Genomic DNA, 26,034 nt, shown 5'->3' with positions numbered 1-26,034 from the left:
GCGATGACGACCCCGGACAGCCCGGCCCCCACCACGGGGGCCCGCATCCTGCGGACCGCGCTGCGCCGCAACGCCCGCGCCATGGCCGCGGGCACCGTTCTCATGGGCCTGTACCAGGCCGCCGAGACCGCCTTCCCCATCGCGCTCGGTCTGATCGTCGAGCACGCGCTCGGGGACCGGAGTCTCGGTGCCCTCGCCCTGTCGTTCGCCGCACTCGCCGCGATCATCACGACCGTGTCGTTCTCGTGGCGGTTCGGGATGCGCATCCTGCAGAGGGCCAACACGACCGAGGCGCACCGCCGGCGGGTGAGCGTCGCGGCCTGCGGGCTCCAGCCGGTGGCCCGGGGCGTCGATCTGAAGTCCGGCGAGGTGCTGACGATCGCCACCGAGGACGCCGACCAGACCGCCGACATCATCGAGGTGGTTCCGCTGCTGGTCAGCTCGCTGGTCGCGGTGCTGATCGCGGCGGTCGCGCTCGGCACGGCCGACCTCGGGCTCGGTCTGCTGGTGATCGCGGGGACCGTCGCGATCCTGTCGGTCCTGAGCGTGATGTCGAGGCGCATCGGCTCCCGCACCGGCGAGCAGCAGGCCCGGGTGGCGCGGGCGGGCGCGAAGGTCGCCGACCTGATCGCCGGCCTGCGCCCGCTGCACGGCTTCGGCGGCAACCACGCGGCGCTGCGCTCCTACCGCGGGGCCAGCGGCGAGGCGAGGGACCAGGCGATCGCCGTCGCCCGGGCGAACGGCGCCTACACGGGGACGGCGGTGGCCCTCAACATGGCCCTCGCCACCGCCGTGACCCTGATGGCCGGCCGGCTGGCGTTCCGCGACCAGATCACCACCGGAGAACTCGTCATGGCCGTCGGGCTGGCGCAGTTCATCATGGAGCCGCTCAAGCTCTTCTCGGAGATGCCGAAGTACATCATGGTCGCTCGCGCGTCAGCGGAGCGGATGGCCTTGGTGCTGGCCGCGCCGCCGGTGGCGACGCCGGGCACGGACCGTCCCGCCGCGGACGCGGGCCTGGAGGTCGACTGCGTCCAGTACGGGTCCCTGCGGAAACTGGGGTTCGACGTGCCCGCCGGGCGCTTCGTCGCCATCGCCGCCTACGGGCAGCGCTCGGCGGCCGACCTGGTGGCGGTCCTGTCCGGCGAGGTTCCGCCGGCTGCGTTCGAGGGCGCGGTGCGGGTCGGCGGGCGGGAGACCGCACACCTGGAGGTCGGTGCGCTCCGCGAGCACCTGCTCGTGAACCCCTCGCACGCCGAGATCTTCGCGGGCACCCTGCGCACGAACATCGACCCCTCGGGGACCGCCCGGTTGGTCTCCGAGGCGGTCGAGGCGTCCATGCTGACCGACGTCGTCGCCCTCCACCGCGCCGGACTGGACCATCCCGTCCGCGACCGCGGCGCGAACCTCTCCGGCGGCCAGCGCCAGCGCCTGTCCCTGGGCCGCGCCCTGGCCGCCGACGCCCCCGTCCTCGTCCTGCACGACCCCACCACCGCCGTGGACGCCGTCACCGAACAGCTCATCGCCCGCAACATCGCCGCACTGCGCCGGGGCCGCACCACCCTCGTGGTCACCACCAGCCCCGCCCTCCTCGACGTAGCCGACCGCGTCCTGGTCCTGGACGACGGCGTCATCGCCAAGGAAGGCACCCACCGCGACCTTCTGGCCACCGACAACACCTACCGCCGCACAGTAGCCCGCTAAGCCACCACCCCCCCACCATCACGACCCAGCACCAACCTGGGGGCCGCGATCGCGCCCAAGGCAGGTTCAAGCGAAGCGAGAACCTGATCGCACAGCGAGCCGCAAGGCAAGCCGAAACGAAGCCAGCGATCGCAAGCCTTTACCGACAATGGAGGCCCGCCAGGCCACCAAGCCCCCACCATCACGACCACCCCAGCCCCCACACCAACCACGCAACAACCTCAGGGCCGCGATCGCGTCCGAAGGCAGATTCAAGCGAAGCAAGAATCTGATCGCGCAGCGAGCCGCAAGGCGAGTCGAAGCGATGCCAGCGATCGCAAGCGTTTATCGACGATGGAGGGCCGCCAGGCCCGAAGGAGGAGAAAAACGCAAAAAACTAGTGAGCAGCGTCTTGCCAGGTGCGGCCGGTGCCCATGGAGACGCTCAGGGGGGCGCGGAGTTCGTAGGCGGCGGCCATCTGGTTGCTGACGAGGGTTTTCAGGTCGTCGAGTTCGCCTGGGGCGACTTCGAAGACGAGTTCGTCGTGGACCTGGAGGAGCATGCGGGAGGTGAGGCGGGCGTCGCGGAGGGCGCGGTCGACGTTGAGGCTGGCGACCTTGATGATGTCGGCGGCGGAGCCCTGGATGGGGGCGTTGAGGGCCATGCGTTCGGCCATTTCGCGGCGCTGGCGGTTGTCGGAGTTGAGGTCGGGCAGGTAGCGGCGGCGGCCGAGGATGGTCTCGGTGTAGCCCTCCTGGCGGGCTTTGGCGACGATGTCGCGCAGGTAGTCGCGGACGCCGCCGAACTGCTCGAAGTACTCCTCCATGAGGCCGCGGGCCTCGTCGGGGGAGATCCGGAGCTGCTGGGAGAGGCCGTAGGCGGACAGGCCGTAGGCGAGGCCGTAGTTCATGGCCTTGATGCGGGCGCGGAGCTCGGAGTCGATCTGTTCGGGGGGCAGGCCGAAGACGCGGGAGGCGGTGATGGTGTGGAAGTCGGCGCCGGAGCCGAACGCCTCCAGCAGGGCGTCGTCCTCTGACAGGTGCGCCATGATGCGCAGCTCGATCTGGGAGTAGTCGGCGGTGAGGAGGGACTCGTAGCCGTCGCCGACGACGAAGGCCTCGCGGATCTGGCGGCCTTCGGCGGTGCGGATCGGGATGTTCTGCAGGTTGGGGTCGGTGGAGGAGAGCCGGCCGGTGGCGGCGATCATCTGGTTGAACGTGGTGTGGATGCGGCCGGCGTCGTCGGCCATGGGGATGAGGGAGTCGACGATGCTCTTGAGCTTGGCGACCTCGCGCCACCGCAGGATGTGTTCCAGGACGGGGTGGCCGTCCTTCTCCAGGAGGGTGGTGAGGGCCTCGGAGTCGGTGGTGTAGCCGGTCTTGGTGCGCTTGGTCTTCGGCAGGTTCAGCTCGTCGAAGAGGACCTGCTGGACCTGCTTGGGCGAGCCGAGGTTGAACTCGCGGCCGACGGCGGCGTGGGCCAGCTGCTCCTGTTCCTTGACCTGGCCTCCCAGGGACGCCGACAGGCCGGCGAGGTGGTCGGCGTCGACGGCGATGCCCGCGCGTTCCATGTCGGCGAGGACGCCGACGAGGGGCAGTTCGACCTCGTGCAGGAGGCGGGTGGCGCCGCGCTTGTCGAGGTCTTTGTCGAGGACGTCGGCGAGTTCGGTGACGGCGCGCGCGCGGACGGCGAGGGCTTCGGCGGCCTCTTCCTCGCCGGAGCCGTCCAGGGTGAGCTGGCCGGAGTCCTCGGTCTCGCTGCGCAGTTCGCGGTGCAGGTAGCGCAGGACGAGGTCGGCGAGGTCGAAGGTGCGCTGGCCGGGGAGCGCGAGGTAGGCGGCGAGCGCGGTGTCGCTGGTGACGCCCTCCAGCCGCATACCGCGCGCGGCGAGCGCCAGCATCGGGCCCTTGGCCTCGTGGATCGCCTTGGGGCGGGCGGGGTCGGCGAGGTAGGCGGCGAGGGCGCGCTCGTCGTCCTCGATCAGCTCGACCGGGTCGAGGTGGACGGCGGGGCCCTTCGTGGACGCCAGCGCCAGCGCGGTGATCTCGCCGGTGCCGCGGCCCCAGGTGCCGGTGACGGCGACGCCGATCCGCCCGGCGGTGTTGGCGTCGAGCCAGGCGCCGAGGGCGCCGGGTTCGAGCGCCTCGACCTCGACGTCGAAGCCCTCCTCGGCCTCGGGCTCGGCGGCCGAGATCGAGGAGTACAGCCGTTCGCGCAGGACGCGGAACTGCAGCGAGTCGAACAGGGTGTGGATCTCCTCGCGGTCCCACTGGCCCATCGACAGCTGCGGCGGCGCCAGCTCCAGGCCGACCTCGGTGTCGAGCTTGTTGATCTGCTGGTTGCGCAGGACGCCGGACAGGTGCTCGCGCAGGTTGTCGCCGGCCTTGCCCTTGATCTCGTCGACCCGGTTGACGAGGGTGTCGAGGTCGCCGTACTTGGTGAGCCACTTGGCGGCGGTCTTCGGGCCGACGCCGGGCACGCCGGGCAGGTTGTCGCTGCTCTCCCCGACGAGGGCGGCGAGCTCGCGGTACCGCTCGGGCGGGACGCCGTACTTGGCCTCGACGGCGGCCGGGTCCATCCGGGCCAGTTCCGACACGCCGCGGACCGGGTACAGGATCGTCACCGAGTCGTCGACGAGCTGGAACGCGTCGCGGTCGCCGGTGACGACGAGGGTCTGCATCCCGGCGCGGGTGGCCTGGACGGACAGCGTGGCGATGATGTCGTCGGCCTCGAACCCGGCGACCGACAGCCGCGGGATGCGCAGCGCGTCCAGCACCTCGAAGATGAGGCTGACCTGGCTGCGGAATTCGTCGGGCGTCTTCTGCCGGCCGGCCTTGTACTCCACGTACTGCTCGTGCCGGAACGTCGGCTCGGAGCGGTCGAACGCCACCGCGATGTGGGTCGGCTGCTCGTCGCGCAGGACGTTGATGAGCATCGAGGTGAAGCCGTACACGGCGTTGGTCGGCTGCCCGTCGGTCGTGGAGAAGTTCTCCACGGGCAATGCGAAGAACGCCCGGTAGGCCAGGGAATGGCCGTCGAGCAGGAGAAGCCGGTCGCGCTTGTCAGGGGTCGTCGGTGAGGTCGCCACACCAGGACTCTAGTCTGCGCGTAGGACAGTTTTGTGGAGGCGTAAGTGACTGACACCGGCGGCGCGAGCCCGGAGGACCTGGGCGCGAAGATCCTCGCGGGGGAGGAGTTCGACGCGCACGGCGACCTGGCGAAGAACATGGGCGTCGAGTACCTGGAGGCCTCGGCCGAGCGCGTCGTGGGGCGCATGCCGGTCAAGGGCAACACCCAGCCCTACGGGCTGCTGCACGGCGGCGCCTCCTGCGTCCTGGCGGAGTCGCTCGGCTCGGTCGGCTCGGCTCTGCACGCGGGCCCGGACCGCATCGCGGTCGGTATCGAGATCAACGCCACCCACCACCGGTCCGCGACCGAGGGGTACGTCACGGGCGTGGCGACCCGCGCGCACGGGGGCCGCACCCTCGCCACCTACGACATCGTCATCACCGACGACCAGGACCGGCGGGTCTGCACCGCGCGCCTCACCTGCATGCTGCGCGACGCGCCGCCCGGCCGCTGACACGGCGTGATCCGCGCTTTCTTTGCGATGCGCCGCCCCGGGTCTGTAGCGTGGATCGGACCGGCCCGGGGTCACCGAGTAGACAACGTACGCGCCCGGGGAAGGTTCGTACGGCCCCAAAGGTGACCCCGGGTCAACGCATGTCCGGGGACGCCTCCCGCCGGCCGACACCGGTGTAGGTTCATCACCGGTTGCGGTTGCGTTGCGAAACGATCCCGCCCGTTCACCCGCCCCCGGCGCCGGACGTACCTTCCGAGGCATGCGCCACCCTGACACGCGCACCCGGCACCGTGCGGGCACCCGTGCGAGCGCCGCCCTCGCGGGCGCCGCGCTCGTCCTCGCCGCGGCCCTCCCGCTCGCGGGATGCTCCGGCTCCGAAGGCACCGCCTCGCTCCCCGACTACAAGATCCCCGCCGAGAGGGCGCGGGAGGACGAGGCCGTCCCCGAGGGCAAGACCGGCAAGAGCGCCGACATGCGGTTCACCGTCGTCGGCTTCCGCGAGGCCATGACGGACGTCATGGGCACCCACGCCTCCATGAACGCCAAGGGCGCCTTCACCCGCGTGCGCGTCCTCGCCGTCAACACCGGGCGCGACATCCAGGTCTTCGACACCTGGCGGCAGCGGCTCGTCACCACCGACGGCCGGACCCACTCCCCCGACGTCAACGCCACCATGATCAAGCGGCAGCCGGAGCGGCTGTCGGTCGGGGCGAGCATGCGCGTCGAGTTCGACCTGTGGTTCGACGTGCCCCGCGGCGCCAAGACCAGGGCCGTCCGGCTGTACGGGTCGCCGCCGGTCGGCGCCACGACCGACCCCGCCCCGGCCGAGATCAGGCTCCCCTGACCCCGGGGACGCGCGAGGCCCGCCCGACCCGGACGAACCGGGCCGAGCGGGCCTGACACGCCCGGACGCGCCGCTACTTCGCGGTCTCCTCGCCGGACCCGTCCGCCGAGCCCTCGTCCGCCGGAGCGCCGTCCTCCGCCGCCGGAGCGCCGTCCCCGGCCGCCGGAGCGGCGTTCCCGGCCGCGGGAGCGGCCCCGTCGCCCATCTCACCGCCCAGGTAGGCGGCCCGGACCTCCGGATCGTCCAGCAGCTCCGCCGCCGGGGCCGACTTGACCACCCGGCCGGTCTCCAGCACGTACGCCCGGTGCGCGATCTGCAGCGCCTGCTGCGCGTTCTGCTCCACCAGCAGCACCGTCGTGCCGCGCCGGTTGATCTCCTGGATGATCGAGAAGATCTGCTGGACGAGCATGGGCGCCAGGCCCATCGACGGCTCGTCCAGCAGCAGCACCTTCGGCTTGGCCATCAGCGCCCGCCCGATCGCGAGCATCTGCTGCTCGCCGCCGGACATCGTGCCGCCCATCTGCTTGCGGCGCTCGGCCAGCCGCGGGAACAGCTCGTACGCCTCGGCCAGCTCCTTGGCGGGGTCGTCCTTGCGGGCGTAGGCGCCCATCAGCAGGTTCTCCTCCACCGTCATGCCGGGGAAGATCCCCCGGCCCTCCGGCGCCTGCCCGATCCCCACCAGCACCCGCTTGTGCCCGGGCATCTTGCTGATGTCCCGGCCGTCGAACCGGATCGCGCCCGACGACAGCCCGCGCAGCCCCGAGACGGTCTTCAGGGTCGTCGTCTTCCCGGCGCCGTTCGCGCCGATCAGCGTGACGATCTCCCCCTGGCCGACCTCCGCGGTGATGCCCTTCAGCGCGGCGATCTTCCCGTAGTGGACGTGGATGTCACTGATCTCAAGAAGCATCGGCCGGAGCCCCCAGATACGCCTCGATGACCCGCGGGTCGTTCTGCACCTCGGCCGGCAGGCCGTCCGCGATCTTCTGGCCGAAGTCCAGCACCGCGACCCGGTCGCTGATGCCCATGACCAGGCTCATGTCGTGCTCGATCAGCAGCACCGTCACCCCGGTGTCCCGGATGTCGCGGATCAGCTGCTGCAGCGCCACCTTCTCGGCCGGGTTCATGCCCGCCGCGGGCTCGTCCAGCAGCAGCAGCTTCGGCTCGGTGGCCAGCGCCCGCGCGATCTCCAGCCGCCGCTGGTCGCCGTACGGCAGGTTCTTCGCCGCCTCCTCGCCGCGGTGCGGGATCCCCACCAGCTCCAGCAGCTCCCGCGCACGCTCGCGCCCGCGGCGCTCCTCGCGGTGATGCCACGGCAGCCCGAGCGCCGCCCCGACGAAACCCGTCCGGTGGTGCGCGTCCGCGCCCACCATGACGTTCTCCATCGCCGTCATGTTGTGGAACAGCCGCACGTTCTGGAACGTGCGCGCCACACCCAGCTTCGTCACGGCGTACCGCTTCTTGCCGTCGATGCGCTTCCCGCGGAACACCACCTGGCCCTCGGTCGGCCGGTAGACGCCGGTGGTCACGTTGAACACCGTCGTCTTCCCCGCCCCGTTCGGGCCGATCAGCGCGAAGATCTCGCCCTCGCGGATCGTGATGTCCACCTTGTTGAGCGCGACCACGCCGCCGAACCGCATGACGACGTCCCGCAGCTCCAGGACGGGCGACGCGCCCTTCGCCTCGCTCACTTGCCCTCCTCCACGGCGGCCGCGCCGGACTGGCCCGGACCGGCCACCTCGGCGCCCATGCTGCCCATGCCGCCGGTGCCCTCGGCCAGCTCCGCCTTCCGCTGCCGCGACGGCCACAGGCCCTCCGGACGGAAGATCATCATCATGACGAGCGCGGCACCGAAGATCAGCATCCGGTAGTCGTGCAGGAACCGGAACCGCTCGGGCAGCCACGCCAGCACCGCCGCGCCCAGCATCACGCCCGGGAGGTTGCCCGAACCACCGAGCACCACCCCGGCCAGGATCAGCGCCGAGACCAGGAACTCGAAGTTCTGCGGGTTGATCGAGGTGATCTGGCCGGCGAACACCACGCCGCCGCTGCCGCCGATCGCCGCGCCGATCGCGAACGCCGCCAGCTTGAACTTGAACGTCGGCACGCCCATCAGCTCCGCCGCGTCCTCGTCCTCACGGATCGACGCCCACGCGCGACCCACCCGCGACCGCTCCAGCCGCTTCACGAAGACGATCGCGATGATGATGAACAGCACCAGCAGGTAGTAGTACGGCCGCGCGTCCAGCAGCCCGTACTTCAGCGGCTGCACGCCCAGGATCTCGAACTCCGACAGCGACGGCGGGTGCGGGATCCCCTGCACGCCGCGCGGGCCGTTGACGTACGAGCTGTTGTTCGCCGTCCGCTTGACGATCTCACCGAAGCCGAGCGTCACGATCGCCAGGTAGTCGCCGCGCAACCGCAGCGTCGGCGCGCCGAGGATGACCCCCGCGAGCGCCGAGAACCCGATCGCCAGCCCCAGCGACTCCCAGAAGTTCCACTCGTAGCGCGTCGCGAAGATGGCCATCGTGTAGCCGCCGACCGCGTAGAACGCCACATACCCGAGGTCGAGGAGGCCGGCCATCCCGACCACCACGTTCAACCCGATCGCCAGCAGCACGTAGATCGCGATCTGGCTGCTCAGCATCGACGGCCAGTCGCTGCCGCTCGGCGCCATGAACGAGCCGATCGCCTCGCTCGGCAGCAGCAGCGCGCCGACGATCAGCAGCAGGTAGACCGCCCACCGCACCGCGCCGGGAGCCGACGCCCACCAGTCGCGCAGCGGGTCCAGGGAGAACTTGTCGCGCGCCGAGCGGACACCGCCCGCGCCGCCGTTGCCGTTTCCGTTCTTCGTGAGGTTCATGCGCGCGCCTTCTGGAGCGACTCACCGAGGATGCCGGTGGGACGGAACATCAGGACCAAGATCAGCACGGAGAACGCGACCACGTCGCGCCACTGGGAACCGAAGAAGCTCGAACCGTACATCTCCAGCAACCCGAGGGTGAAGCCGCCGACCAGGGCGCCCCGGATGTTGCCGATGCCGCCGAGCACCGCCGCCGTGAACGCCTTGATCCCGAGCAGGAAGCCGACGAAGTAGTTCGTGCTCTCGAAGCGCAGGAAGTACAGCGCGGCGGCCACGCCGGCCATCACCCCGCCGACCAGGAACGTCACCTGCACGACCCGGTCGATGTTCACGCCCATCAGCACGGCCGTCTCCGGGTCCTGCGCCGTCGAGCGGATACCGCGGCCGAGCTTCGTGCGGTTCACGAACTGGTCCAGCGCGACCATCATGAGCACCGCGCCCAGGAAGACGATCAGCTGGTCGTTGCGGATGAGGATCGGCCCGACGTCCACGACGTCCGACAGCTTCTTGAAGTGCTCGTTGACGTCGAGCTTGCCGCCCTCCTTGGACGTCCCGAACACCCGGTGGATGAGCACCGTGCCCATCAGCTGCTGGATGAAGATCGACGCGCCGATCGCCGAGATCAGCGCCGCGAGTCTCGACGCCCCCCGTTTGCGCAGCGGCCGGTAGGCGGCCACTTCCAGCAGCATCGCGCCGCCGCCCGCGACCGCGCCGCCGACGACGGCCATGAGCGCCACCACGCCGATCAGCGCGACGCCGCCCACCGCGGACACGTCCAGGGTCCGCACCGTCCACAGCGCCGCGAACGTGCCGACCATGAAGATGTCGGCATGCGCGAAGTTGATCAGCCGGAGCACGCCGTAGACCATCGTGTAGCCCAGCGCCAGCAGCGCGTAGATCGCGCCCAGCGCCAGGCCGTCGACGGTCGACGGCCAGAATTGATTGATGAAGTCGTCGAGCACCTTCGGTCGCCTTCGTCAAAAGGAGCGGGAGCGCTGTAGCGCTCCCGCTCCCGCGCCATCAGGGGCCCCCGGGGCCGGGGGCGGTCGGTCCGGGCGTGGTGACGCCTACGAGACCTTCGCTTCGTTGCTGTTGCCGAGCAGCGGCAGCTTGTTGTCCTTCACCTCGTAGATGAAGATGTCCTTGGCCGCCAGCTCGCCGTTCTCGGCGAACTTGATCTGCTTTCCGACGCCCTGGATGTCCTCGGTCTTGAGGAAGTTGTTGATGTCCTCCGGCTCGGTCTTGCCGGCCTTGACCGCCTCGATGAACGCCGTCGCGGCGTCGAAGCCCTCGGTCGAGTAGATGGCGACCTCGGAGTTGAACTTCGCCTTGTAGTCGTCGGCGAACTTCTTGGCCTTCGGGTTCGTCTTGCCCTCGGCGTCGATCAGGCAGCCGCAGCTCAGCAGCGCGCCCTGCGCGTTCTCCTGGCCGGCGCCCTCGATCAGGCCGGTCGCCAGCGAGCCGTCGCCGGACATCATCTTGCCCTTGTAGCCGGCCTCGCGCAGCTGCTTGAACAGCCGGCCCGCCACCGCGTAGTAGCCACCGAAGTAGACCGCGTCCGGCTTGAACTGGTTGATCTTGTTGACGGTCGAGGAGTAGTCCGTCGCCTTGTCGTCGACCGCGTCGGTCTGGGTCTGCACGCCCTTGGCGCCGGCGGCCTTGCCGATGGCGTCGGCGAGGCCCTTGCCGTAGTCCTGGTTGTCCGACACCGTGAAGATCTTCTTCGCCTTCACCGAGTTCACCAGGAAGTTCGCGGCGCCGTCGCTCTGCACGGCGTCGTCGGCCACGACCCGGTGCCAGAACTTCCAGCCCTTCTCGCCGAGCGTGATGTTGGTCGCCGACGGCGACACGCTCGGGACCTTGGCCTCTTCGAGGATCGGGGCGACGCTCTGCGACTCACCGGAGAACGCCGGGCCGATCAGACCGGCGATCTTGTCGTTCTTGATCGCGCCCTGCGCCAGCGTCGTCGCCTGCTCCGGCTTGCCCTGGCTGTCGTAGGTCTTGAACTTGATCTTGACCTTGGGGTTCGTGGCGTTGTACTGCTCGATGGCCAGCTGCGCGCCCTGCTTGGGCGGGATCACCAGGCCCGAGTTCTCACCGGTCAGGTCACCCATGAACCCGATCGTGACCTCGTTGCCGTTACCGGAGTCGCTATCGCCGTCACCACACGCCACGGCGCTGAGCGCGAGCGCCGCGCTCACCGCAACCGCGCCGGTGATCCTCATCATGTTGCGCCGCAAGGTGCCCAACCTTTCCATCCGGATCCGGGTGGATCGGGTACGAGTGAAGCCCCGACGCCGACGCCTCAAAGGAGGAAACCGGTCACTCGGGGACCAGGTATGTCGTACACCGTCGACCCACCCCAGAACAGGACCCCCGGATCGAAGGGTTACTCGTTCGTTACGCCCCTGTGCCCATCCGATACAGGGCATTGCCTGGGACGATTACGAAACGTGACACCTGCGGCCCGGTCCGGCACCTGCGCTTTGGACCTTGACAACCAGGGGTTGGACCACGCTGAGGAGTCAGCCCGCGGCGGACTCGTCCCGGCCTCCGGAGGCGCCGGCCACGACCGCCTCGGCGACGGCCCGCATCGTGAGCCGCCGGTCCATCGAGGTCTTCTGGATCCACCGGAACGCCTCGGGCTCGGACCAGCCGTGGGCCTGCTGGAGCAGCCCCTTGGCGCGGTCGACCACCTTGCGCGTCTCCAGCCGCTCCTGCAGCCCCGCGACCTCGGCCTCCAGCGCGCGCAGCTCGGTGTACCGGCTCACCGCCATCTCGATCGCCGGCGTGAGGTCGGTCTTGGAGAACGGCTTGACGAGGTAGGCCATCGCGCCCGCGTCCGTCGCCCGCTGGACGAGCTCGCGCTGGGAGAACGCGGTGAGGATCACCACCGGCGCGATCCGCTCCGCGGAGATCCGCTCGGCCGCCGAGATGCCGTCCAGCACCGGCATCTTCACGTCGAGGATCACGAGGTCGGGTCTCAGCTCCCCGGCCAGCCGGACGGCCGTCTCACCGTCACCGGCCTCCCCGACCACCTCGTAGCCGTCCTCCTGAAGCATCTCCTTCAGGTCCAGCCGGATCAGGGCCTCGTCTTCCGCGATCACAACTCGCCGAGCGCTCTCCACGCCCACGACCCTACCGAAACCCGCTACCCTGGTCCCCGTCAGGGCCGCCCGGAGAGCCCTGCTCTCGCGGATAACCTAGATGTCCAAATTATTAGGACATTAGCCCCGATAGCCCAATGGCAGAGGCAATGTGCTCAAACCACATCAAGTGTGGGTTCGAATCCCACTCGGGGCACCTCTCCACAAAGCTCCCCTAGTTCGCTTTTCCGCCCCGTAGTCCCCTCCTCTACGTGGGCACGGTTCTGTCATAGCCCACCGCGACACTGTGCGCATGTATGACATCACTGTGCGCCGCCGCGCTCTCACATTGCTGGAACAGGGCCTCACGATCAGCGACGTAAGCCGCCGGACCGGTGTTTCGCGTGGCGCGCTCCGCGAATGGCTCCTGCGGGCAGAGCAAGGACGCGAGCTTTATGTGCACCCCCACCGAGTATGTCCACGGTGCACCGCATTACCGAGGTCGCCCGAACCGGAGGACTCCTATGCCTACCTCCTCGGCCTGTACCTGGGCGACGGCTACATCAGTCCGGTGGGTGACCGCACAAAGATGATCTGGGCTCTCCGGATCGCCTGCGCCGACGCCTGGCCCGGACTGATCGAGGAGTGCGTGAAGGCCGTCAAGGCCATCCGGCCGGGGAACAAGGTGCGAACCATCCAGCGTGTCGGCTGCGTCGAGGTCAACAGCCACTCCAGGCACTGGCCCCGCTTGTTCCCCCAGCACGGGCCGGGCAAGAAGCACGAGAGGAAGATCGAGTTACTTCCCTGGCAGAAGAAGATCGTGGACGAGTTCGCCGAGGAGTTCGTCCGCGGACTGCTCCACTCCGACGGGTGCCGATTCGTCAACCGCGTACGGCGCCCTCTCAAGGACGGGGACCGCTGGTACGAGTACCCGCGCTACAACTTCACGAACGTCTCGCTGGACATCCAGGGGATGTTCACCGGTGCGTTGGATCGGCTCGGGGTCGCGTGGACGCAGATGAACGCGACGAACATCTCGGTCGCCAAGAGGGAGGCGGTGGCGCGGTTGGACGCGTTCGTCGGGCCGAAGTTCTGAGGGCTCGGCGGGTTTCCGGAGCGTCGTGGAATTGAGACCGGGCGGTGATTGGCGCGCGGTCCGCGGGTGTGGAGGAAGCCGGGCACCGCGCGGGGTGCGGGTCGCGCGGTGCCCGGCAGGGGTGGTGGGTCAGTGGGGAATGGCGATGGCCTCGCCGAGGCTGTGCACGCGGAGGGCGTTGGTCGAGCCGGCGGTGCCGGGGGGCGAGCCGGCGACGACGACGACCTTGTCGCCCTTCTGGCACCGGCCGAGTTCGAGGAGAGCCTGCTCGACCTGGCGGAACATGGCGTCGGTGTGGTCGACCTGGGGGACGATGAAGGTCTCGACGCCCCAGACGTGGGCGAGCCTGCCGCGCACGGCGGGCACGGAGGTGAAGGCCAGGAGCGGGATCGGCGAGCGGTAGCGGGACAAACGCCGGGCGGTCTCGCCGGACATGGTGAAGGCGGCGAGGGCCTCGGCGCCGACGATCGCGCCGACCTCGGCGGCGGCGCGGGCGATGGCGCCGCCGACGGTCTCGGGCATCCGCTCCAGGGTGTGGGTGGCCTGGAGGGCGGCCTGCTCGGCGGTCTGCACGATGCGGCTCATCGTGAGGACGGACTCGATGGGGTACTGGCCGACGCTGGTCTCGCCGGAGAGCATGACGGCGTCGGCGCCCTCGAAGACGGCGTTGGCGACGTCGGAGGTCTCGGCGCGGGTGGGGCGGGGCGCGGAGATCATGGATTCGAGCATCTGGGTGGCGACGATGACCGGGCGGGCCTTCTCGCGGCACAGCTCGATGGCGCGCTTCTGGACGATCGGCACCTGCTCGAGGGGCAGTTCGACGCCGAGGTCGCCGCGGGCCACCATGATGCCGTCGAAGGCGGCGACGATCTCGGGGAGCCGCTCGACGGCCTGCGGCTTCTCGATCTTGCCGATGAGGGGGACGCGGACGCCCTCCTCCTCCATGATCTGGTAGCAGATGTCGGCGTCGGCGGGGGTGCGGACGAAGGACAGGGCGACGAGGTCGACGCCGAGGCGCAGGGCCCAGCGCAGGTCGCGCTCGTCCTTCTCGGTGAGGGCGGGCACGCTCACGGGGACGCCGGGCAGGTTGAGGCCCTTGTTGTCGGACACCATGCCGCCGACGGTGACCGTGGTGTGGACGCGGGTGCCCTCGACGGAGGTGACCTTGAGGGCGACGCGGCCGTCGTCGATGAGGACGGTGTCGCCGGGGCTGACGTCGCCCGGCAGCCCCTGGTAGGTGGTGGACACCTCGCGGCGGGTGCCGGGGACGTCGTCGGTGGTGATGGTGAACTCGTCGCCGAGGGTGAGCCGTACGGGGCCGTCGGGGAAGCGCCCGATGCGGATCTTGGGGCCCTGCAGGTCCGCGAGGATGCCGACGCCGCGCCCGGTGGCGTCGGCGGCGGCGCGGATCCGGTGGTAGACCTCCTCGTGGACGCCGTAGTCGCCGTGGCTCATGTTGAGGCGGGCGACGTCGATGCCGGCATCGACGAGGGCGTGGATCTGCTCGCTGCTGGAGCAGGCCGGACCGATGGTGCTGACGATCTTCGCTCGACGGGTCACGTGCACAACCGTACTTAGTTACCAGCCGGTACGGATATTCGTGCAGGATATGGTCGCCCGGGGTTCACCGAGTGGTCTAGGTCAGAGGTCTAGACCACATGTGGCCGCGTCACCGTTTGAACGCCTCCACGGCGGCCTGGCAGAACGCCTTGAGGTCGTCGGGCTTGCGGCTGCTGACCAGGACGTTGGGGCCGTCCTCGCAGATCTTGACCTCCTCGTCCACCCAGGTGGCCCCCGCGTTGCGCAGGTCCGTCTGGAGGCTCGGCCAGGACGTCATCGTCCGTCCCCGGACGACGTCGGCCTCGATCAGGGTCCACGGGCCGTGGCAGATGACGGCGACGGGCTTGCCCGCGTCGAAGAACGACCGGACGAAAGCGACGGCGCCGGCATCGGTGCGCAGGAAGTCCGGGTTGGCGACGCCGCCGGGAAGGACGAGGCCGTCGAACTCACTGTGGTCGGTGGCGTCGACGGTGGTGTCGACGGGGAAGGTGTCGCCCTTGTCCAGGTGGTCGAACGCCTGGAGGCGGCCGGACTGCGTGGACACCAGGCGCGGGGTGGCGCCGGCCTGCTCCACGGCCTTCCACGGCTCGGTCAGCTCGACCTGCTCGGTGCCCTCGGGGGCGCACAGGAAGGCGACGGCCCCGCCCTGAAGATCGTTGTTCGGCATGGTCTCCTCCGGTGGTCGGTGTGTACTGGGGCCCCTGCCCGTGAACGCGGGTGGTATGCAGGAAGGATGAACCCCACGGGCTACCGCGAGTACCGGACGCCGGGGCTGGCCTGCTCGTGGACGGCGGCGCTGCCTCCGGACGCCGGGCCGTTCGTCCAGCGCGTGCTCCCGGACGGCTGCGTCGACCTCCTCTGGACGGCCGGCGGGATCGTGGTGGCGGGGCCGGACACGGGCCCGATGCCGGCGGCCATGCGGCCGGGCGAGGAGATCGCGGCGGTGCGGTTCGCGCCGGGGACGGCGCCGCCGGTGCTGGGCGTCCCGGCGGACGCTCTGCGGGACGGGCGGGTGCCGTTGCGGGAGCTGTGGGGCGGTGAGGCCGACCGGCTGGCGGCGGCCGTGGCGGCGGCGGGCGATCGACGCGCGGCGCTGGTGGCGGCGGTGCGGGGGCGGATGGGCCCGGCTGATCCGCTCGTCGGCCCGGTGGTCGCGGGCCTGGCCGAGGGGTCGGTCCGCGATGTGGCGGACGCGCTCGGGATCGGCGAGCGGCAGTTGCGGCGCCGGTCGCTGGCGGCGTTCGGTTACGGGCCGAAGACGCTGCAGCGGGTGCTGCGGTTCCAGCGGGCGCTGGGCCTGGCGCGGGCGGGCGGGCCGCTGGCGGAGGTCGCGTTCGCGGCGGGCTACGCCGACCAGGCCCATTTCGCGCACGAGGTGAGGGACCTGGCGGGCGAGCCCGTCCGGAACCTGCTGTGAGCGCCTCCGGGCCCGCTCAGGGCTTGAGGCGCCCGTAGGCGCGCAGGGTCCTGAGGCGTTCGACGGTGACGTTGCCGCGCCATTCGGGGCCGGTGACGGGCGTCCAGATGGGGAAGTCGACGTCCCATCCGCCGTCGTCGCCCTGCTCGTCGATGAGGGCGTCGAGGCCGGCGTCGATCTCGCGGGCGTCGAAGAGCCGGCGCCCGTACCCGCCGGGGGCGGGCGCGAAGTCGAGCGGTCCCTGGTGGTCGCTGGTGGCGTGGGCGGCGAGGACGCCGCGGACGCGGGTGAAGGCGGCCTCCGCGCGGTCGCGGTCGGGGACGTGGTCGAGGAACGTCAGGACGGCGAGGACGTCGTAGCCGCCGGGTTCGGCGCCGGGGGTCTCCAGGTAGCGCCAGCAGAAGGCGGTGGCGGGTTCGAGCCAGGGGTGGTCGGCGCGGGCCCTGTGGAGCAGGCCGGCGAGGGTGGCGGTGGGGTTGATGGCGCCGGGCGGGTCGTCGGGTGTCCGCCACCAGGGGCCGTGGGGTGCGTCGCGGACGGTCGGCAGGACGAACGGCACTCCCCCGCCGTCGGTGGTGATGGAGGCCAGGTAGCGGGCGATGCGCGTGACGGCGGGGTCGTCGTCGGCGCCGGCCTCGTGCAGGATCTCCAGGGCGTGCTGGGCGGGGACGGGCTGGCTGGCCTCGCCGCGCAGGTCCGGTTCGAGGGCGTGGCCGTAGCCGCCGTCGGGGTTCTCGTAGGCCCTGAGGGCGGCGAGGACGGGCGCGGCGGGGCCGCCGCGGAAGTGGAGGGCGAAGCGGTGCCGGTCGATGAGGCGGCCGTTGAGGCGCATGAACTCCGCGGCGCGCGCGAGGCCGGTTTCGTGCAGGACTTTCATGCTGGTGACGTTAGGGCGTGGGGCGGCCGGGCGTCTTGTAGGAAACGGACGCCGTTCGCGGGGGCGGGGCGGTGGGCCCGGCCACCCCAGCGGTGGGTGGCCGGGCCCCTGAGGTCCCGCGGGGGCGAACCCAGGCGGGACCGTAGCCGACCAGCACGAAGACCACAAGTCGCCCTCTTCCTCATGTTTCTCGACATTCCCGATGGCACCGTCTCTGTGATCTCCTTGCGTCATGAGCGATCCGCTTGACGAACGTGACATCGCCGGTGCCCCGCTCGCGGTGGTGGCGCGGGCCGCTGAGCCGTACCTGGCGAGCCTGCCGGACCGCCCCGTCCACGACCGGGCGCAGGACCCCCTCCTGGACGAGCTGGACGGGCCGCTTCCGGACACGGGGGACGGCGCGGTGGCCGCCGTCGAGCGGCTGGTGCGGATCGGCACCCGGGCGGCGACGCACTCGTCCGGGCCGCGGTTCTTCCACTTCGTGGTGGGCGGGTCGACGCCCGCGGCGATGGCGGGCGACTGGGCGGCGTCGCTGCTCGACCAGGCGGCCGGGCTTTGGCTGACGTCGCCGCTGGCGGCGCGGGCGGAGACGGTGGTCCTGCGCTGGCTGAAGGAGCTGTTCGGGCTGCCCCCGGGGTTCGGCGGCGTGCTGACGCCGAGCGCCACGCTCGCGCACGTCGCGGGCCTGGCGGCCGCGCGGCACTGGTGGGCGGCCGGGCACGGCGTGGACGTCGCGTCGCAGGGCCTGGCGGGGCTGCCGGCGATGCCGGTGCTCACCAGCGGGCTCGTGCACGTCAGCACCCGCAAGGCGCTGCAGATCCTCGGCTGCGGCCGGGACACCCTGCGGACGTTCGGCCGCGACGACGCGGGGCGGGTCGATCTGGAGGCGATGGACGCAGCGCTCGCCGGGGCGGGCGGGCGCGCGGTGATCGTGGCGAACCTCGGCGAGGTGAACACGGGCGACAGCGACCCCATCGCCGAGCTGGCGGACCTCGCGGAGCGGCACGGGGCCTGGCTGCACGTGGACGGCGCGTTCGGGCTGTTCGCGGCCCTCAGCCCCCGGACGGCCCATCTCGCGCAGGGCGTCGAGCGGGCGGACTCGGTGACGGCGGACGGCCACAAGTGGCTGAACGTGCCCTACGAGAGCGGGTTCTCCTTCGTGCGCGACCCGGCGTCGCTGAGCCGGGCGTTCGGGGCGTGGGGCGCGGCGTACCTGCCGGACGCCGACGAGGAGCGGATCAACTACAACATGCTCGGCCCGGAGTCGTCCCGCCGCGCGCGGGCGCTGCCGATCTGGGCGACGCTGCGCGCGTACGGGCGGGACGGGTACCGGGAGATGGTGGAGCGTCACCTCGACGTGGCCGCCCATCTGGGCGGGCTCGTCGAGGCGGCGCCCGACCTGGAGCTGCTCGCCCCGGTGCGGCTCTGCATCGCGTGCTTCCGGTACCGGCCCGAGGGCGTCCCGGAGGAGCGGCTGGACGAGCTGAACGCGCGCCTGGGCGAGGCGCTGCTCGCGGACGGCCGCGTCTACGCGGGGACCAGCACCTACCGGGGCATGACGGTGTTCCGTCCGGCGCCGCTCAACTGGCGGACGACGAAGTCCGACGTGGAGCGGCTGGTGGAGGTGCTCCGCGAGCTCGGCGCCCGCCTCACCGGCTGATCCGCCCCCCCGGGGCCGCTCAGCCCCAGGGAACGGTCTCGTCGAGCTCGTCGAAGGGCTGGGTGAGGCTGTACCAGCAGCCGGAGTCGTCCCGGAATATCGCCTCGATCCCGTACGGGCGCTTCTGGGGCGGGTGGACGAACTCGACGCCGTTGGCCGACAGGCGCTCGTACTCGGCCTGGCAGTCGTCGGTGTTGAAGGCGCCGGCGCCGAGGACGCCCTTGGCGATGAGCGCCCTCATCTGGGCGGCGGAATCGGGATCCATGGTGGGCGGGCCGGGGACCATGAGGGCGAGGCTCAGCTCGGGCTGGTCCTTGGCGCCGACGGTGACCCAGCGCATGCCGCCCTCGCCGAGGGTCAGGTCGTCGCGGACCTCCAGGCCGAGCTTGTCGGTGAAGAACTTCTTGGCCGACTCCTGGTCGAGTACCCAGACCGTGGCCAGACCGAGGTTGGTGATCATGCCGGTGCCTCCTTGGTGAACGGGGATGACGCGTTCACGCTAGGGCGCGGCGGGCCGCCCGGCCTTCTCGATTATTGCTGCTCGCGGAAGCCGCCCGCCCAGAACATCACGAAGCATCCGGGGATGGCGGAGGTGGCTCCGGCGCGGGCGCGCCTGCGGAACTCGGTGGGCGTCGCCCCGGTCTGCTGCTTGAACCGGGTGCAGAACGTGCCGAGGCTGGTGAAGCCGACCTGCATGCAGATCTCGGTGACGGTCAGGTTGGCGGTGCGCAGCAGGTCCTGCGCGCGCTCGATGCGGCGGCGGGTGAGGTAGGCGCCGGGCGTCTCGCCGTAGACGTCGTGGAACAGCCGGACGAAGTGGTAGCGCGAGTACCCGGCGCGGGCGGCGACGGCGGAGACGTCCAGCGGCTCCGCCCACTCGCGGTCCATGGCGTCGCGGGCGAGCCTCATCCGGCGCAGGACGCCGGTGTCCAGGGTGGGCGGCGCGCCCGTCCGAACGTTTCCCATGGGCCGATGCTGGCACACCGCACCGACAGGAGACCGGCCCGCCGACCGGTGAACACCCCGTACAGCGGTGGGGCCCTGGAGGATCGCTCCTCCAGGGCCCCACCGCTCGCTGTGCGGGTCAGGCGATCGGGCGCGCCGTCGGCGGGATCGGGTACGGCAGGTCGGTCCGGCCGCCGAGGAAGGCGTCGACGCCGTGCGCGGCGGCGCGGCCCTCGGCGATGGCCCAGACGATCAGCGACTGGCCGCGGCCCATGTCGCCCGCGGCGAACACGCCGTCCACGGACGTCCGGTAGTCGCCGTCGCGGACCACGTTGCCGCGCTGGTCCAGCTCGACGCCGAGCTGCTCCAGCAGGCCCTCGCGCTCCGGGCCGAGGAAGCCCATGGCGAGCGTGACCAGCTCGGCGGGGATCTCCCGCTCGCTGCCCTCGACGGGCGCGAACCCGGTCTGCGGGCCGCCGACCTCCACCAGCCTCAACGCGCGGACGTTGCCGTCCGCGTCGCCCAGGAACTCGGTGGTGGACACGGCGTACACGCGGTCGCCGCCCATGCCGGCGAGCTCCTCGTGGGCGCTCTCCACCTTGAACAGCATCGGGTACGTCGGCCACGGCTGGCCGTCGGGGCGCGCCTCCGGCGGCCGCGGCATGATCTCCAGCTGGGTGACCGACGCGGCGCCCTGCCGGATCGCGGTGCCGATGCAGTCGGCGCCGGTGTCGCCGCCGCCGATGACGACGACGTGCTTGCCCTCCGCGGAGATGGGGGACTCGTCGTAGTCGCCCTCCTGCGCCCTGTTGGAGGGCGGCAGGTACTCCATCGCCTGGTAGACGCCCTTGAGCTCGCGTCCCGGGACGGGCAGGTCGCGCCACGCGGTGGCGCCGCCCGCCAGGACGACGGCGTCGTTCGACGCGCGCAGGTCGTCGGCGGTGACGTCGACGCCCACGTTCACCGAGGTCCGGAAGGCGGTGCCCTCGGCGCGCATCTGGGCGAGGCGCCGGTCGAGGTGCCGCTTCTCCATCTTGAACTCGGGGATGCCGTAGCGCAGCAGGCCGCCGATCCGGTCGGCGCGCTCGTACACGGTGACGTCGTGTCCGGCGCGGGTGAGCTGCTGGGCGGCGGCGAGGCCCGCGGGCCCCGAGCCGACCACCGCGACCCGCCTGCCGGTCTGGACGGCCGGCGGCTGCGGGCGCACCCAGCCCTCCGCGAACGCCCGGTCGATGATCTCGACCTCGACCCGCTTGATGGTCACCGGGTCCTGGTTGATGCCGAGGACGCAGGCGCTCTCGCACGGGGCCGGGCACAGCCTCCCGGTGAACTCCGGGAAGTTGTTGGTGGCGTGGAGCCGCTCCACGGCCTCCTGCCAGTCCTTGCGGTAGACGAGGTCGTTCCACTCGGGGATGAGGTTGCCGAGCGGGCAGCCCTGGTGGCAGAACGGGATGCCGCAGTCCATGCAGCGGCTCGCCTGCTTCTCCAGCCGGTCCTTGCCGAAGTCCTCGTAGACCTCAGACCAGCTCCTGATCCGCACGTCGACCGGGCGGCGCTGCGGGAGCTCCCGCCGGACGGTGAGGAAACCCTTCGGGTCAGCCATGTTGGAAGTCCCCCTCTCTCAGCTCTGCGCCGCGGCCATGACGGCCTCGTCGACGTCGCGCCCCTCGGCCTCGGCCTTGGCCATCGCGTCCAGGACCCGCCGGTAGTCGCGCGGCATGATCTTGGTGAAGCGGGCGGCGGCGCCGTCCCAGTCGTCCAGCAGCCGCCGGGCCACCGCCGAGCCGGTCTCGGCCAGGTGCCGCTCGGTGAGCGCCCGGACGAAGTCCGTGTCCGCGGCGTCCAGCGGCTCCAGGTCGACCATCTCGCCGTTGACCCGCTCGGGCACGAGGTCCAGGACGTAGGCGATGCCGCCGGACATGCCGGCCGCGAGGTTGCGTCCCGTCCGGCCGAGGATCACCGCGCGGCCCCCGGTCATGTACTCGCAGGCGTGGTCGCCGACGCCCTCGACGACGGCGGTGGCGCCGGAGTTGCGGACGCAGAACCGCTCGCCGACGACCCCGCGGGCGAACAGCTCGCCGGACGTGGCGCCGTACAGGATCACGTTGCCGCCGATGATCTGCTCCTCGGCGGCGAACCCTGCGTCCCGCGGGGGACGCAGCGTGACCCGCCCGCCGGACAGCCCCTTGCCGACGTAGTCGTTGGCGTCGCCGACCAGCCGCAGCGTGACGCCGCGCGGCGCGAACGCGCCGAAGGAGTTGCCCGCCGAACCGGTGAAGGTGACGTCGATGGTGTCGTCGGGCAGCCCGCCGCCGCCCCACTTCTTCGTCACCTCGTGGCCGAGCATCGTCCCGACCGTCCGGTTGACGTTGCGGATCGGCAGCTCCAGCCGCACCGGGTCGCCGAACGAGATCGCGCCCTCGGCGAGCTGGATCAGCGTGTTGTCCAGGGCCTTCTCCAGCCCGTGGTCCTGCTCGGTCATCCGGTGCAGGGCCGCGCCCTCCGCCCGCGCCGGGACGTGCAGGATCGGGGCCAGGTCCAGGCCGGCGGCCTTCCAGTGCTCGACCGCCTCCCGGGTGTCGATCATCTCGACATGGCCGATTGCCTCGTCCAGCGACCGGAACCCGAGGGCCGCCAGGTACTCGCGGACCTCCTCGGCGACGAACTCGAAGAAGTTCACCACGAACTCGGGCTTGCCGGAGAACCGCTGCCGCAGCACCGGGTTCTGGGTGGCGACGCCGACCGGGCAGGTGTCCAGGTGGCAGACCCGCATCATGATGCAGCCCGACACCACCAGCGGCGCGGTCGCGAAGCCGTACTCCTCGGCGCCGAGCAGCGCGGCGACGACGACGTCGCGGCCGGTCTTCATCTGCCCGTCGGTCTGCACGACGATCCGGTCGCGCAGCCCGTTCAGCAGCAGCGTCTGCTGGGTCTCGGCGAGGCCGAGCTCCCACGGCGCGCCGGCGTGCTTGAGCGAGGTCAGCGGGGACGCGCCCGTGCCGCCGTCGTGCCCGGAGATGAGCACCACGTCGGCGTGCGCCTTGGACACCCCGGCCGCGACCGTGCCGACCCCGACCTCGGCGACGAGCTTGACGTGCACGCGCGCCGCCGGGTTGGCGTTCTTCAGGTCGTGGATGAGCTGCGCCAGGTCCTCGATCGAGTAGATGTCGTGGTGCGGCGGCGGCGAGATGAGGCCGACGCCCGGGGTGGAGTGCCGCGTCTTGGCGATCCACGGGTAGACCTTGTGGCCGGGCAGCTGGCCGCCCTCGCCGGGCTTGGCGCCCTGCGCCATCTTGATCTGGATGTCGTCGGCGTTGGTGAGGTACTCCGAGGTCACGCCGAACCGGCCGGAGGCCACCTGCTTGATCGCGCTGCGCCGCAGGTCGCCGTTCTCGTCCGGGGTGAAGCGCGCCGGGTCCTCGCCGCCCTCGCCGGTGTTGGACTTGCCGCCGAGGCGGTTCATCGCGATCGCCAGGGTCTCGTGCGCCTCCGCCGAGATGGAGCCGTAGGACATCGCGCCGGTGGAGAACCGCTTGACGATCTCCGATACCGGCTCGACCTCCTCGATCGGCACCGGCTCCCGGTCGCCCTCGCGGAGCCGGAACAGCCCGCGGAGCGTCATCAGCTTCTCGGCCTGCGAGTCGACCTTGGAGGTGTACTCCTTGAAGATCTCGTAGCGGCGGGTGCGGGTGGCGTGCTGGAGCTTGAACACCGTGTCCGGGTTGAACAGGTGCGGCTCGCCCTCGCGGCGCCACTGGTACTCGCCGCCGACCTCCAGGGTGCGGTGCGCCAGGTCGTTGCCGCCCGGCGGGTAGGCGCGCGCGTGCCGCTCGGCGACCTCGCGGGCCAGCACGTCGAAGCCGACACCGCCGAGCCGCGAGGTGGTGCCGGTGAAGCAGCGCGCCACCACGTCCTCGCCGAGCCCGATCGCCTCGAAGATCTGCGCGCCGGTGTAGGACGCGACCGTGGACACGCCCATCTTCGACATGACCTTCAGGACGCCCTTGCCGTAGGCCTTCACCAGGTTCCGGGCGGCCTTGGCCGGGTCCGGCCCCTCGATCGCGCCGCCGCGCACGAGGTCCTCGACGGTCTCGATCGCCAGGTACGGGTTGATCGCGGACGCGCCGTACCCGATGAGCAGCGCCATGTGGTGGCACTCCCGGGCCTCGCCCGTCTCGATCACCAGGCCGACCTGGGTGCGGGTCTTCTCCCGGATCAGGTGGTGGTGCACGGCGCCGGTCAGCAGCAGCGACGGGATCGCGGCGCGGGCGGAGTCGGCGCCGCGGTCCGACAGCACGATGATCCGCGCGCCGGCCTCGATGGCCCGGCTGACCTCGGAGTTGATCTCCTCCAGGCGGGACCGCAGGGCCTCTCCCCCGCCGGCGACCTCGTACAGGCCGTGCACGACGTGCGCGGCCAGGTGCGGCAGCGAACCCTCGTCGTCGATGTGAATGATCTTGGACAGCTCGTCGTTGTCCAGGATCGGGGTCGGCAGCACCAGGCGCCGGCACGAGGCCGGGCCGGGCTCCAGCAGGTTGCCCTCCGGGCCGAGCGTGGACTGCAGCGAGGTGACGAGCTCCTCGCGGATCGCGTCCAGCGGCGGGTTCGTGACCTGCGCGAACAGCTGCTTGAAGTAGTCGAACAGCAGCCGCGGGCGCTCGGAGAGCACCGCGATCGGGGTGTCGGTGCCCATCGACCCGATCGGCTCCGCGCCCGTCCGCGCCATCGGCGTCAGGATGATCCGCTGCTCTTCGAGGGTGTAGCCGAACGTCTGCTGCCGCCGGACGAGCGTCTCGTGGGTCGGGATCTCCCGCTCGCGCTGCGGCAGCTCCTCGAACCGGACCAGGCCCTCGTGCAGCCACTCCCCGTACGGGTGCTCGGCGGCCAGCTCGGCCTTGACCTCGTCGTCCTCGACGATCCGCCCCGCGGCGGTGTCGACGAGGAAGATCTTGCCGGGCTGCAGGCGGCCCTTGCGGACGACCTTGGCGGCGGGGATGTCCAGCACGCCGGCCTCGCTGGCCAGCACGACCAGGCCGTCGTCGGTCACCCAGTACCGGCCCGGGCGCAGCCCGTTGCGGTCCAGGACCGCGCCGACGACGGTACCGTCGGTGAAGCTGACGCTGGCGGGGCCGTCCCACGCCTCCATCAGCGTGGAGTGGAACTCGTAGAACGCCCGGCGCTCGGCGTCCATCTCGGTGTGGTTCTCCCACGCCTCCGGGATCATCATCAGCACCGCGTGCGGCAGCGACCGGCCGCCGAGGTGCAGCAGCTCCAGGCACTCGTCGAACGACGCGGTGTCGGACGCCTCGATGTCGATCACCGGGAAGATCCGGGAGATGTCGCCGGGCAGCAGGTCGGACCTCAGCAGCGCCTCGCGGGCCCGCATCCAGTTCCGGTTGCCCTTCACGGTGTTGATCTCACCGTTGTGGGCGATGAACCGGTACGGGTGCGCCAGCTCCCAGGCCGGGAACGTGTTGGTCGAGAACCGCGAGTGGACCAGCGCGATCGCGCTGGTGAACCGGCGGTCCGACAGGTCGGGGAAGAACGGCTCCAGCTGCGGGGTCGTCAGCATTCCCTTGTAGACGATCGTGCGGCTGGACAGGCTCGGGAAGTAGACCCGCACGTCCTGCTCGGCGCGCTCGCGCATGCAGAACACGGCGCGGTCCAGCTCCAGGCCGGTCCTGCCGTCGTGCGGGCCGCCGGGCGCGGGGGCGACGAACATCTGCGCGAAGTGCGGCATGACCCGGCGGGCGGCCGGGCCCGTGAAGTCGGGGTCGTGCGGGAGCTCGCGCCAGCCGAGGACCGTCAGGCCCTCCTCCACGCACAGCGTCTCCACGTGGGCGACCGCGGCGGCGCGCTCGTCGCCTTCCGCGGGAAGGAACGCGATGCCGGCCGCGTAGCCGCCGGCCTCCGGGAGCGGGAAGTCGCAGACCTCGCGGAAGAACGCGTCCGGGATCTGGACGAGGATGCCGACGCCGTCGCCGTCGTCCGGCTCCGCGCCGACGGCTCCCCGGTGGTCCAGGTTCTTCAGGACGTCCAGGGCGTTCTGGACGATGTCGTGGCTCTTGCGTCCGTGCAGGTCGGCGACCATGCCGACGCCGCAGGCGTCGTGCTCGTTGGCCGGGTCGTACAAGCCCTGCGGCTGGGGGCGGCCCGGTGCACGGCCATCAGGTGTGAGGGCAGCAGCAGCCATCAACCCTCCCGTCGTCGTGTCACTGCTTCGATGTCAGTGCGGCACGGGACGGCGTTGGCCCTGCTGCGGTGAGATGACATTACATCACTGCCGGGATCATGCCCGACTGCACCAGATCGCGAAACTTCTTCGGCGCGATCGGCCGTGCGTCATCTGCAAGTGGTTTAGACCAGGTTACCCGGCTGACCCGGGCCGCGTAACGCCCTGACCTCGGTGAGGATCATCACCGG

General features: G+C 71.2%; 20 protein-coding genes, 1 tRNA gene and 1 pseudogene. 8 read left to right on the top strand and 14 right to left on the bottom strand.

Annotation, left to right across the window (positions count from 1 at the left end):
• Nucleotides 1-3 precede the first annotated feature (3 nt).
• Nucleotides 4-1,704 carry an ABC transporter ATP-binding protein gene (locus AB0C84_RS01380; protein ID WP_361060009.1) on the top strand — a complete coding sequence of 567 codons (1,701 nt, stop codon included), beginning with the start codon at nucleotides 4-6 and terminating at the stop codon, nucleotides 1,702-1,704.
• Nucleotides 1,705-2,080: 376 nt separating this feature from the next.
• On the opposite strand, the gene polA is transcribed toward AB0C84_RS01380, so the two are convergent.
• Entirely contained in the window at nucleotides 2,081-4,771 is a 2,691-nt protein-coding gene (gene polA, locus AB0C84_RS01375; RefSeq protein ID WP_361060006.1) for a DNA polymerase I, read from the bottom strand.
• A gap of 78 nt (nucleotides 4,772-4,849) precedes the next feature.
• Between polA and AB0C84_RS01370 the strand changes: the two genes are divergently transcribed.
• Nucleotides 4,850-5,266, top strand: a complete 417-nt coding sequence (locus tag AB0C84_RS01370; RefSeq protein WP_179849198.1) for a hotdog fold thioesterase — start codon at nucleotides 4,850-4,852, stop codon at nucleotides 5,264-5,266.
• Nucleotides 5,267-5,525: 259 nt separating this feature from the next.
• On the top strand, nucleotides 5,526-6,110 hold the full coding sequence (locus tag AB0C84_RS01365; protein ID WP_361060003.1) for a DUF4352 domain-containing protein: 585 nt from the start codon (nucleotides 5,526-5,528) through the stop codon (nucleotides 6,108-6,110).
• 73 nt (nucleotides 6,111-6,183) lie between these two features.
• Here AB0C84_RS01365 and AB0C84_RS01360 read toward each other — a convergent pair whose 3' ends face one another.
• The 6 genes from AB0C84_RS01360 to AB0C84_RS01335 all read right to left on the bottom strand — a co-directional run bounded on the left by AB0C84_RS01360 (nucleotide 6,184) and on the right by AB0C84_RS01335 (nucleotide 12,098).
• On the bottom strand, nucleotides 6,184-7,017 hold the full coding sequence (locus AB0C84_RS01360) for an ABC transporter ATP-binding protein (RefSeq protein ID WP_361060000.1): 834 nt from the start codon (nucleotides 7,015-7,017) through the stop codon (nucleotides 6,184-6,186).
• Complete coding sequence (locus AB0C84_RS01355; RefSeq protein ID WP_179838563.1) at nucleotides 7,007-7,747, bottom strand: ABC transporter ATP-binding protein; 741 nt, start codon at nucleotides 7,745-7,747, stop codon at nucleotides 7,007-7,009. The genes AB0C84_RS01360 and AB0C84_RS01355 overlap by 11 nt, the downstream gene beginning before the upstream one ends.
• A gap of 47 nt (nucleotides 7,748-7,794) precedes the next feature.
• Entirely contained in the window at nucleotides 7,795-8,970 is a 1,176-nt protein-coding gene (locus AB0C84_RS01350; protein WP_258939054.1) for a branched-chain amino acid ABC transporter permease, read from the bottom strand.
• Nucleotides 8,967-9,932 (bottom strand): branched-chain amino acid ABC transporter permease, encoded by a 966-nt coding sequence (locus tag AB0C84_RS01345; RefSeq protein WP_179842724.1) that lies wholly within the window; start codon nucleotides 9,930-9,932, stop codon nucleotides 8,967-8,969. The genes AB0C84_RS01350 and AB0C84_RS01345 overlap by 4 nt, the downstream gene beginning before the upstream one ends.
• Nucleotides 9,933-10,037: 105 nt before the next feature.
• Nucleotides 10,038-11,198, bottom strand: a complete 1,161-nt coding sequence (locus AB0C84_RS01340) for a branched-chain amino acid ABC transporter substrate-binding protein (RefSeq protein WP_361059997.1) — start codon at nucleotides 11,196-11,198, stop codon at nucleotides 10,038-10,040.
• 297 nt (nucleotides 11,199-11,495) lie between these two features.
• Nucleotides 11,496-12,098: a response regulator gene (locus AB0C84_RS01335; protein WP_258939052.1), complete on the bottom strand. Its 603-nt coding sequence runs from the start codon at nucleotides 12,096-12,098 to the stop codon at nucleotides 11,496-11,498.
• Between the two features lie 102 nt (nucleotides 12,099-12,200).
• Here AB0C84_RS01335 and AB0C84_RS01330 point away from each other — a divergent pair.
• The 3 genes and pseudogenes from AB0C84_RS01330 to AB0C84_RS01320 all read left to right on the top strand — a co-directional run bounded on the left by AB0C84_RS01330 (nucleotide 12,201) and on the right by AB0C84_RS01320 (nucleotide 13,152).
• Nucleotides 12,201-12,273, top strand: a tRNA-Leu gene (locus AB0C84_RS01330).
• Nucleotides 12,274-12,369: 96 nt separating this feature from the next.
• Nucleotides 12,370-12,495 (top strand): annotated as a pseudogene (locus tag AB0C84_RS01325) (helix-turn-helix domain-containing protein); the annotation flags it as partial.
• A gap of 132 nt (nucleotides 12,496-12,627) precedes the next feature.
• Nucleotides 12,628-13,152: a hypothetical protein gene (locus tag AB0C84_RS01320; protein WP_361060209.1), complete on the top strand. Its 525-nt coding sequence runs from the start codon at nucleotides 12,628-12,630 to the stop codon at nucleotides 13,150-13,152.
• 129 nt (nucleotides 13,153-13,281) lie between these two features.
• Here AB0C84_RS01320 and pyk read toward each other — a convergent pair whose 3' ends face one another.
• Nucleotides 13,282-14,712 carry a pyruvate kinase gene (pyk, locus tag AB0C84_RS01315; RefSeq protein WP_179842726.1) on the bottom strand — a complete coding sequence of 477 codons (1,431 nt, stop codon included), beginning with the start codon at nucleotides 14,710-14,712 and terminating at the stop codon, nucleotides 13,282-13,284.
• Nucleotides 14,713-14,821: 109 nt separating this feature from the next.
• Nucleotides 14,822-15,379, bottom strand: coding sequence for a type 1 glutamine amidotransferase domain-containing protein (locus AB0C84_RS01310; RefSeq protein WP_361059992.1), 558 nt, complete (start codon nucleotides 15,377-15,379; stop codon nucleotides 14,822-14,824).
• Nucleotides 15,380-15,445: 66 nt separating this feature from the next.
• Between AB0C84_RS01310 and AB0C84_RS01305 the strand changes: the two genes are divergently transcribed.
• Complete coding sequence (locus AB0C84_RS01305; RefSeq protein WP_361059989.1) at nucleotides 15,446-16,129, top strand: helix-turn-helix transcriptional regulator; 684 nt, start codon at nucleotides 15,446-15,448, stop codon at nucleotides 16,127-16,129.
• Nucleotides 16,130-16,145: 16 nt separating this feature from the next.
• On the opposite strand, the gene AB0C84_RS01300 is transcribed toward AB0C84_RS01305, so the two are convergent.
• Nucleotides 16,146-17,006, bottom strand: coding sequence for a hypothetical protein (locus AB0C84_RS01300; protein WP_361059986.1), 861 nt, complete (start codon nucleotides 17,004-17,006; stop codon nucleotides 16,146-16,148).
• Nucleotides 17,007-17,238: 232 nt separating this feature from the next.
• On the opposite strand from AB0C84_RS01300, the gene AB0C84_RS01295 reads away from it, so the two are divergent.
• The gene (locus tag AB0C84_RS01295) at nucleotides 17,239-18,666 is read left to right on the top strand and encodes an aminotransferase class I/II-fold pyridoxal phosphate-dependent enzyme (protein WP_361059983.1); all 1,428 of its coding nucleotides are present in this window, start codon (nucleotides 17,239-17,241) and stop codon (nucleotides 18,664-18,666) included.
• Nucleotides 18,667-18,685: 19 nt separating this feature from the next.
• On the opposite strand, the gene AB0C84_RS01290 is transcribed toward AB0C84_RS01295, so the two are convergent.
• The 4 genes from AB0C84_RS01290 to gltB form a co-directional block, all read right to left on the bottom strand.
• Nucleotides 18,686-19,126: a VOC family protein gene (locus AB0C84_RS01290; RefSeq protein ID WP_361059980.1), complete on the bottom strand. Its 441-nt coding sequence runs from the start codon at nucleotides 19,124-19,126 to the stop codon at nucleotides 18,686-18,688.
• Between the two features lie 71 nt (nucleotides 19,127-19,197).
• Entirely contained in the window at nucleotides 19,198-19,632 is a 435-nt protein-coding gene (locus AB0C84_RS01285; RefSeq protein ID WP_361059977.1) for a helix-turn-helix transcriptional regulator, read from the bottom strand.
• Between the two features lie 118 nt (nucleotides 19,633-19,750).
• A complete protein-coding gene (locus AB0C84_RS01280; protein ID WP_361059973.1) occupies nucleotides 19,751-21,214 on the bottom strand; it encodes a glutamate synthase subunit beta in 1,464 nt (487 codons plus the stop codon).
• 18 nt (nucleotides 21,215-21,232) lie between these two features.
• Nucleotides 21,233-25,804 carry a glutamate synthase large subunit gene (gltB, locus tag AB0C84_RS01275; RefSeq protein ID WP_361059970.1) on the bottom strand — a complete coding sequence of 1,524 codons (4,572 nt, stop codon included), beginning with the start codon at nucleotides 25,802-25,804 and terminating at the stop codon, nucleotides 21,233-21,235.
• Nucleotides 25,805-26,034 lie beyond the last annotated feature (230 nt).

This window comes from Actinomadura sp. NPDC048955 (assembly GCF_040649435.1).
Classification (GTDB): domain Bacteria; phylum Actinomycetota; class Actinomycetes; order Streptosporangiales; family Streptosporangiaceae; genus Spirillospora; species Spirillospora luteofluorescens.
This window is presented reverse-complemented; position numbering and strand designations above follow the sequence as displayed.

What these genes read in the sequence shown, in the direction of transcription:
- AB0C84_RS01380 (WP_361060009.1), top strand. Translation starts at nt 4, where the DNA reads ATGACGACCCCGGACAGCCCGGCCCCCACCACGGGGGCCCGCATCCTG.
- AB0C84_RS01365 (WP_361060003.1), top strand. Translation starts at nt 5,526, where the DNA reads ATGCGCCACCCTGACACGCGCACCCGGCACCGTGCGGGCACCCGTGCG.
- AB0C84_RS01360 (WP_361060000.1), bottom strand. Translation starts at nt 7,017, where the DNA reads ATGCTTCTTGAGATCAGTGACATCCACGTCCACTACGGGAAGATCGCC.
- AB0C84_RS01355 (WP_179838563.1), bottom strand. Translation starts at nt 7,747, where the DNA reads ATGCGGTTCGGCGGCGTGGTCGCGCTCAACAAGGTGGACATCACGATC.
- AB0C84_RS01350 (WP_258939054.1), bottom strand. Translation starts at nt 8,970, where the DNA reads ATGAACCTCACGAAGAACGGAAACGGCAACGGCGGCGCGGGCGGTGTC.
- AB0C84_RS01340 (WP_361059997.1), bottom strand. Translation starts at nt 11,198, where the DNA reads ATGATGAGGATCACCGGCGCGGTTGCGGTGAGCGCGGCGCTCGCGCTC.
- AB0C84_RS01310 (WP_361059992.1), bottom strand. Translation starts at nt 15,379, where the DNA reads ATGCCGAACAACGATCTTCAGGGCGGGGCCGTCGCCTTCCTGTGCGCC.
- AB0C84_RS01305 (WP_361059989.1), top strand. Translation starts at nt 15,446, where the DNA reads ATGAACCCCACGGGCTACCGCGAGTACCGGACGCCGGGGCTGGCCTGC.
- AB0C84_RS01300 (WP_361059986.1), bottom strand. Translation starts at nt 17,006, where the DNA reads ATGAAAGTCCTGCACGAAACCGGCCTCGCGCGCGCCGCGGAGTTCATG.
- AB0C84_RS01295 (WP_361059983.1), top strand. Translation starts at nt 17,239, where the DNA reads ATGAGCGATCCGCTTGACGAACGTGACATCGCCGGTGCCCCGCTCGCG.
- AB0C84_RS01290 (WP_361059980.1), bottom strand. Translation starts at nt 19,126, where the DNA reads ATGATCACCAACCTCGGTCTGGCCACGGTCTGGGTACTCGACCAGGAG.
- AB0C84_RS01285 (WP_361059977.1), bottom strand. Translation starts at nt 19,632, where the DNA reads ATGGGAAACGTTCGGACGGGCGCGCCGCCCACCCTGGACACCGGCGTC.
- AB0C84_RS01280 (WP_361059973.1), bottom strand. Translation starts at nt 21,214, where the DNA reads ATGGCTGACCCGAAGGGTTTCCTCACCGTCCGGCGGGAGCTCCCGCAG.
- gltB (WP_361059970.1), bottom strand. Translation starts at nt 25,804, where the DNA reads ATGGCTGCTGCTGCCCTCACACCTGATGGCCGTGCACCGGGCCGCCCC.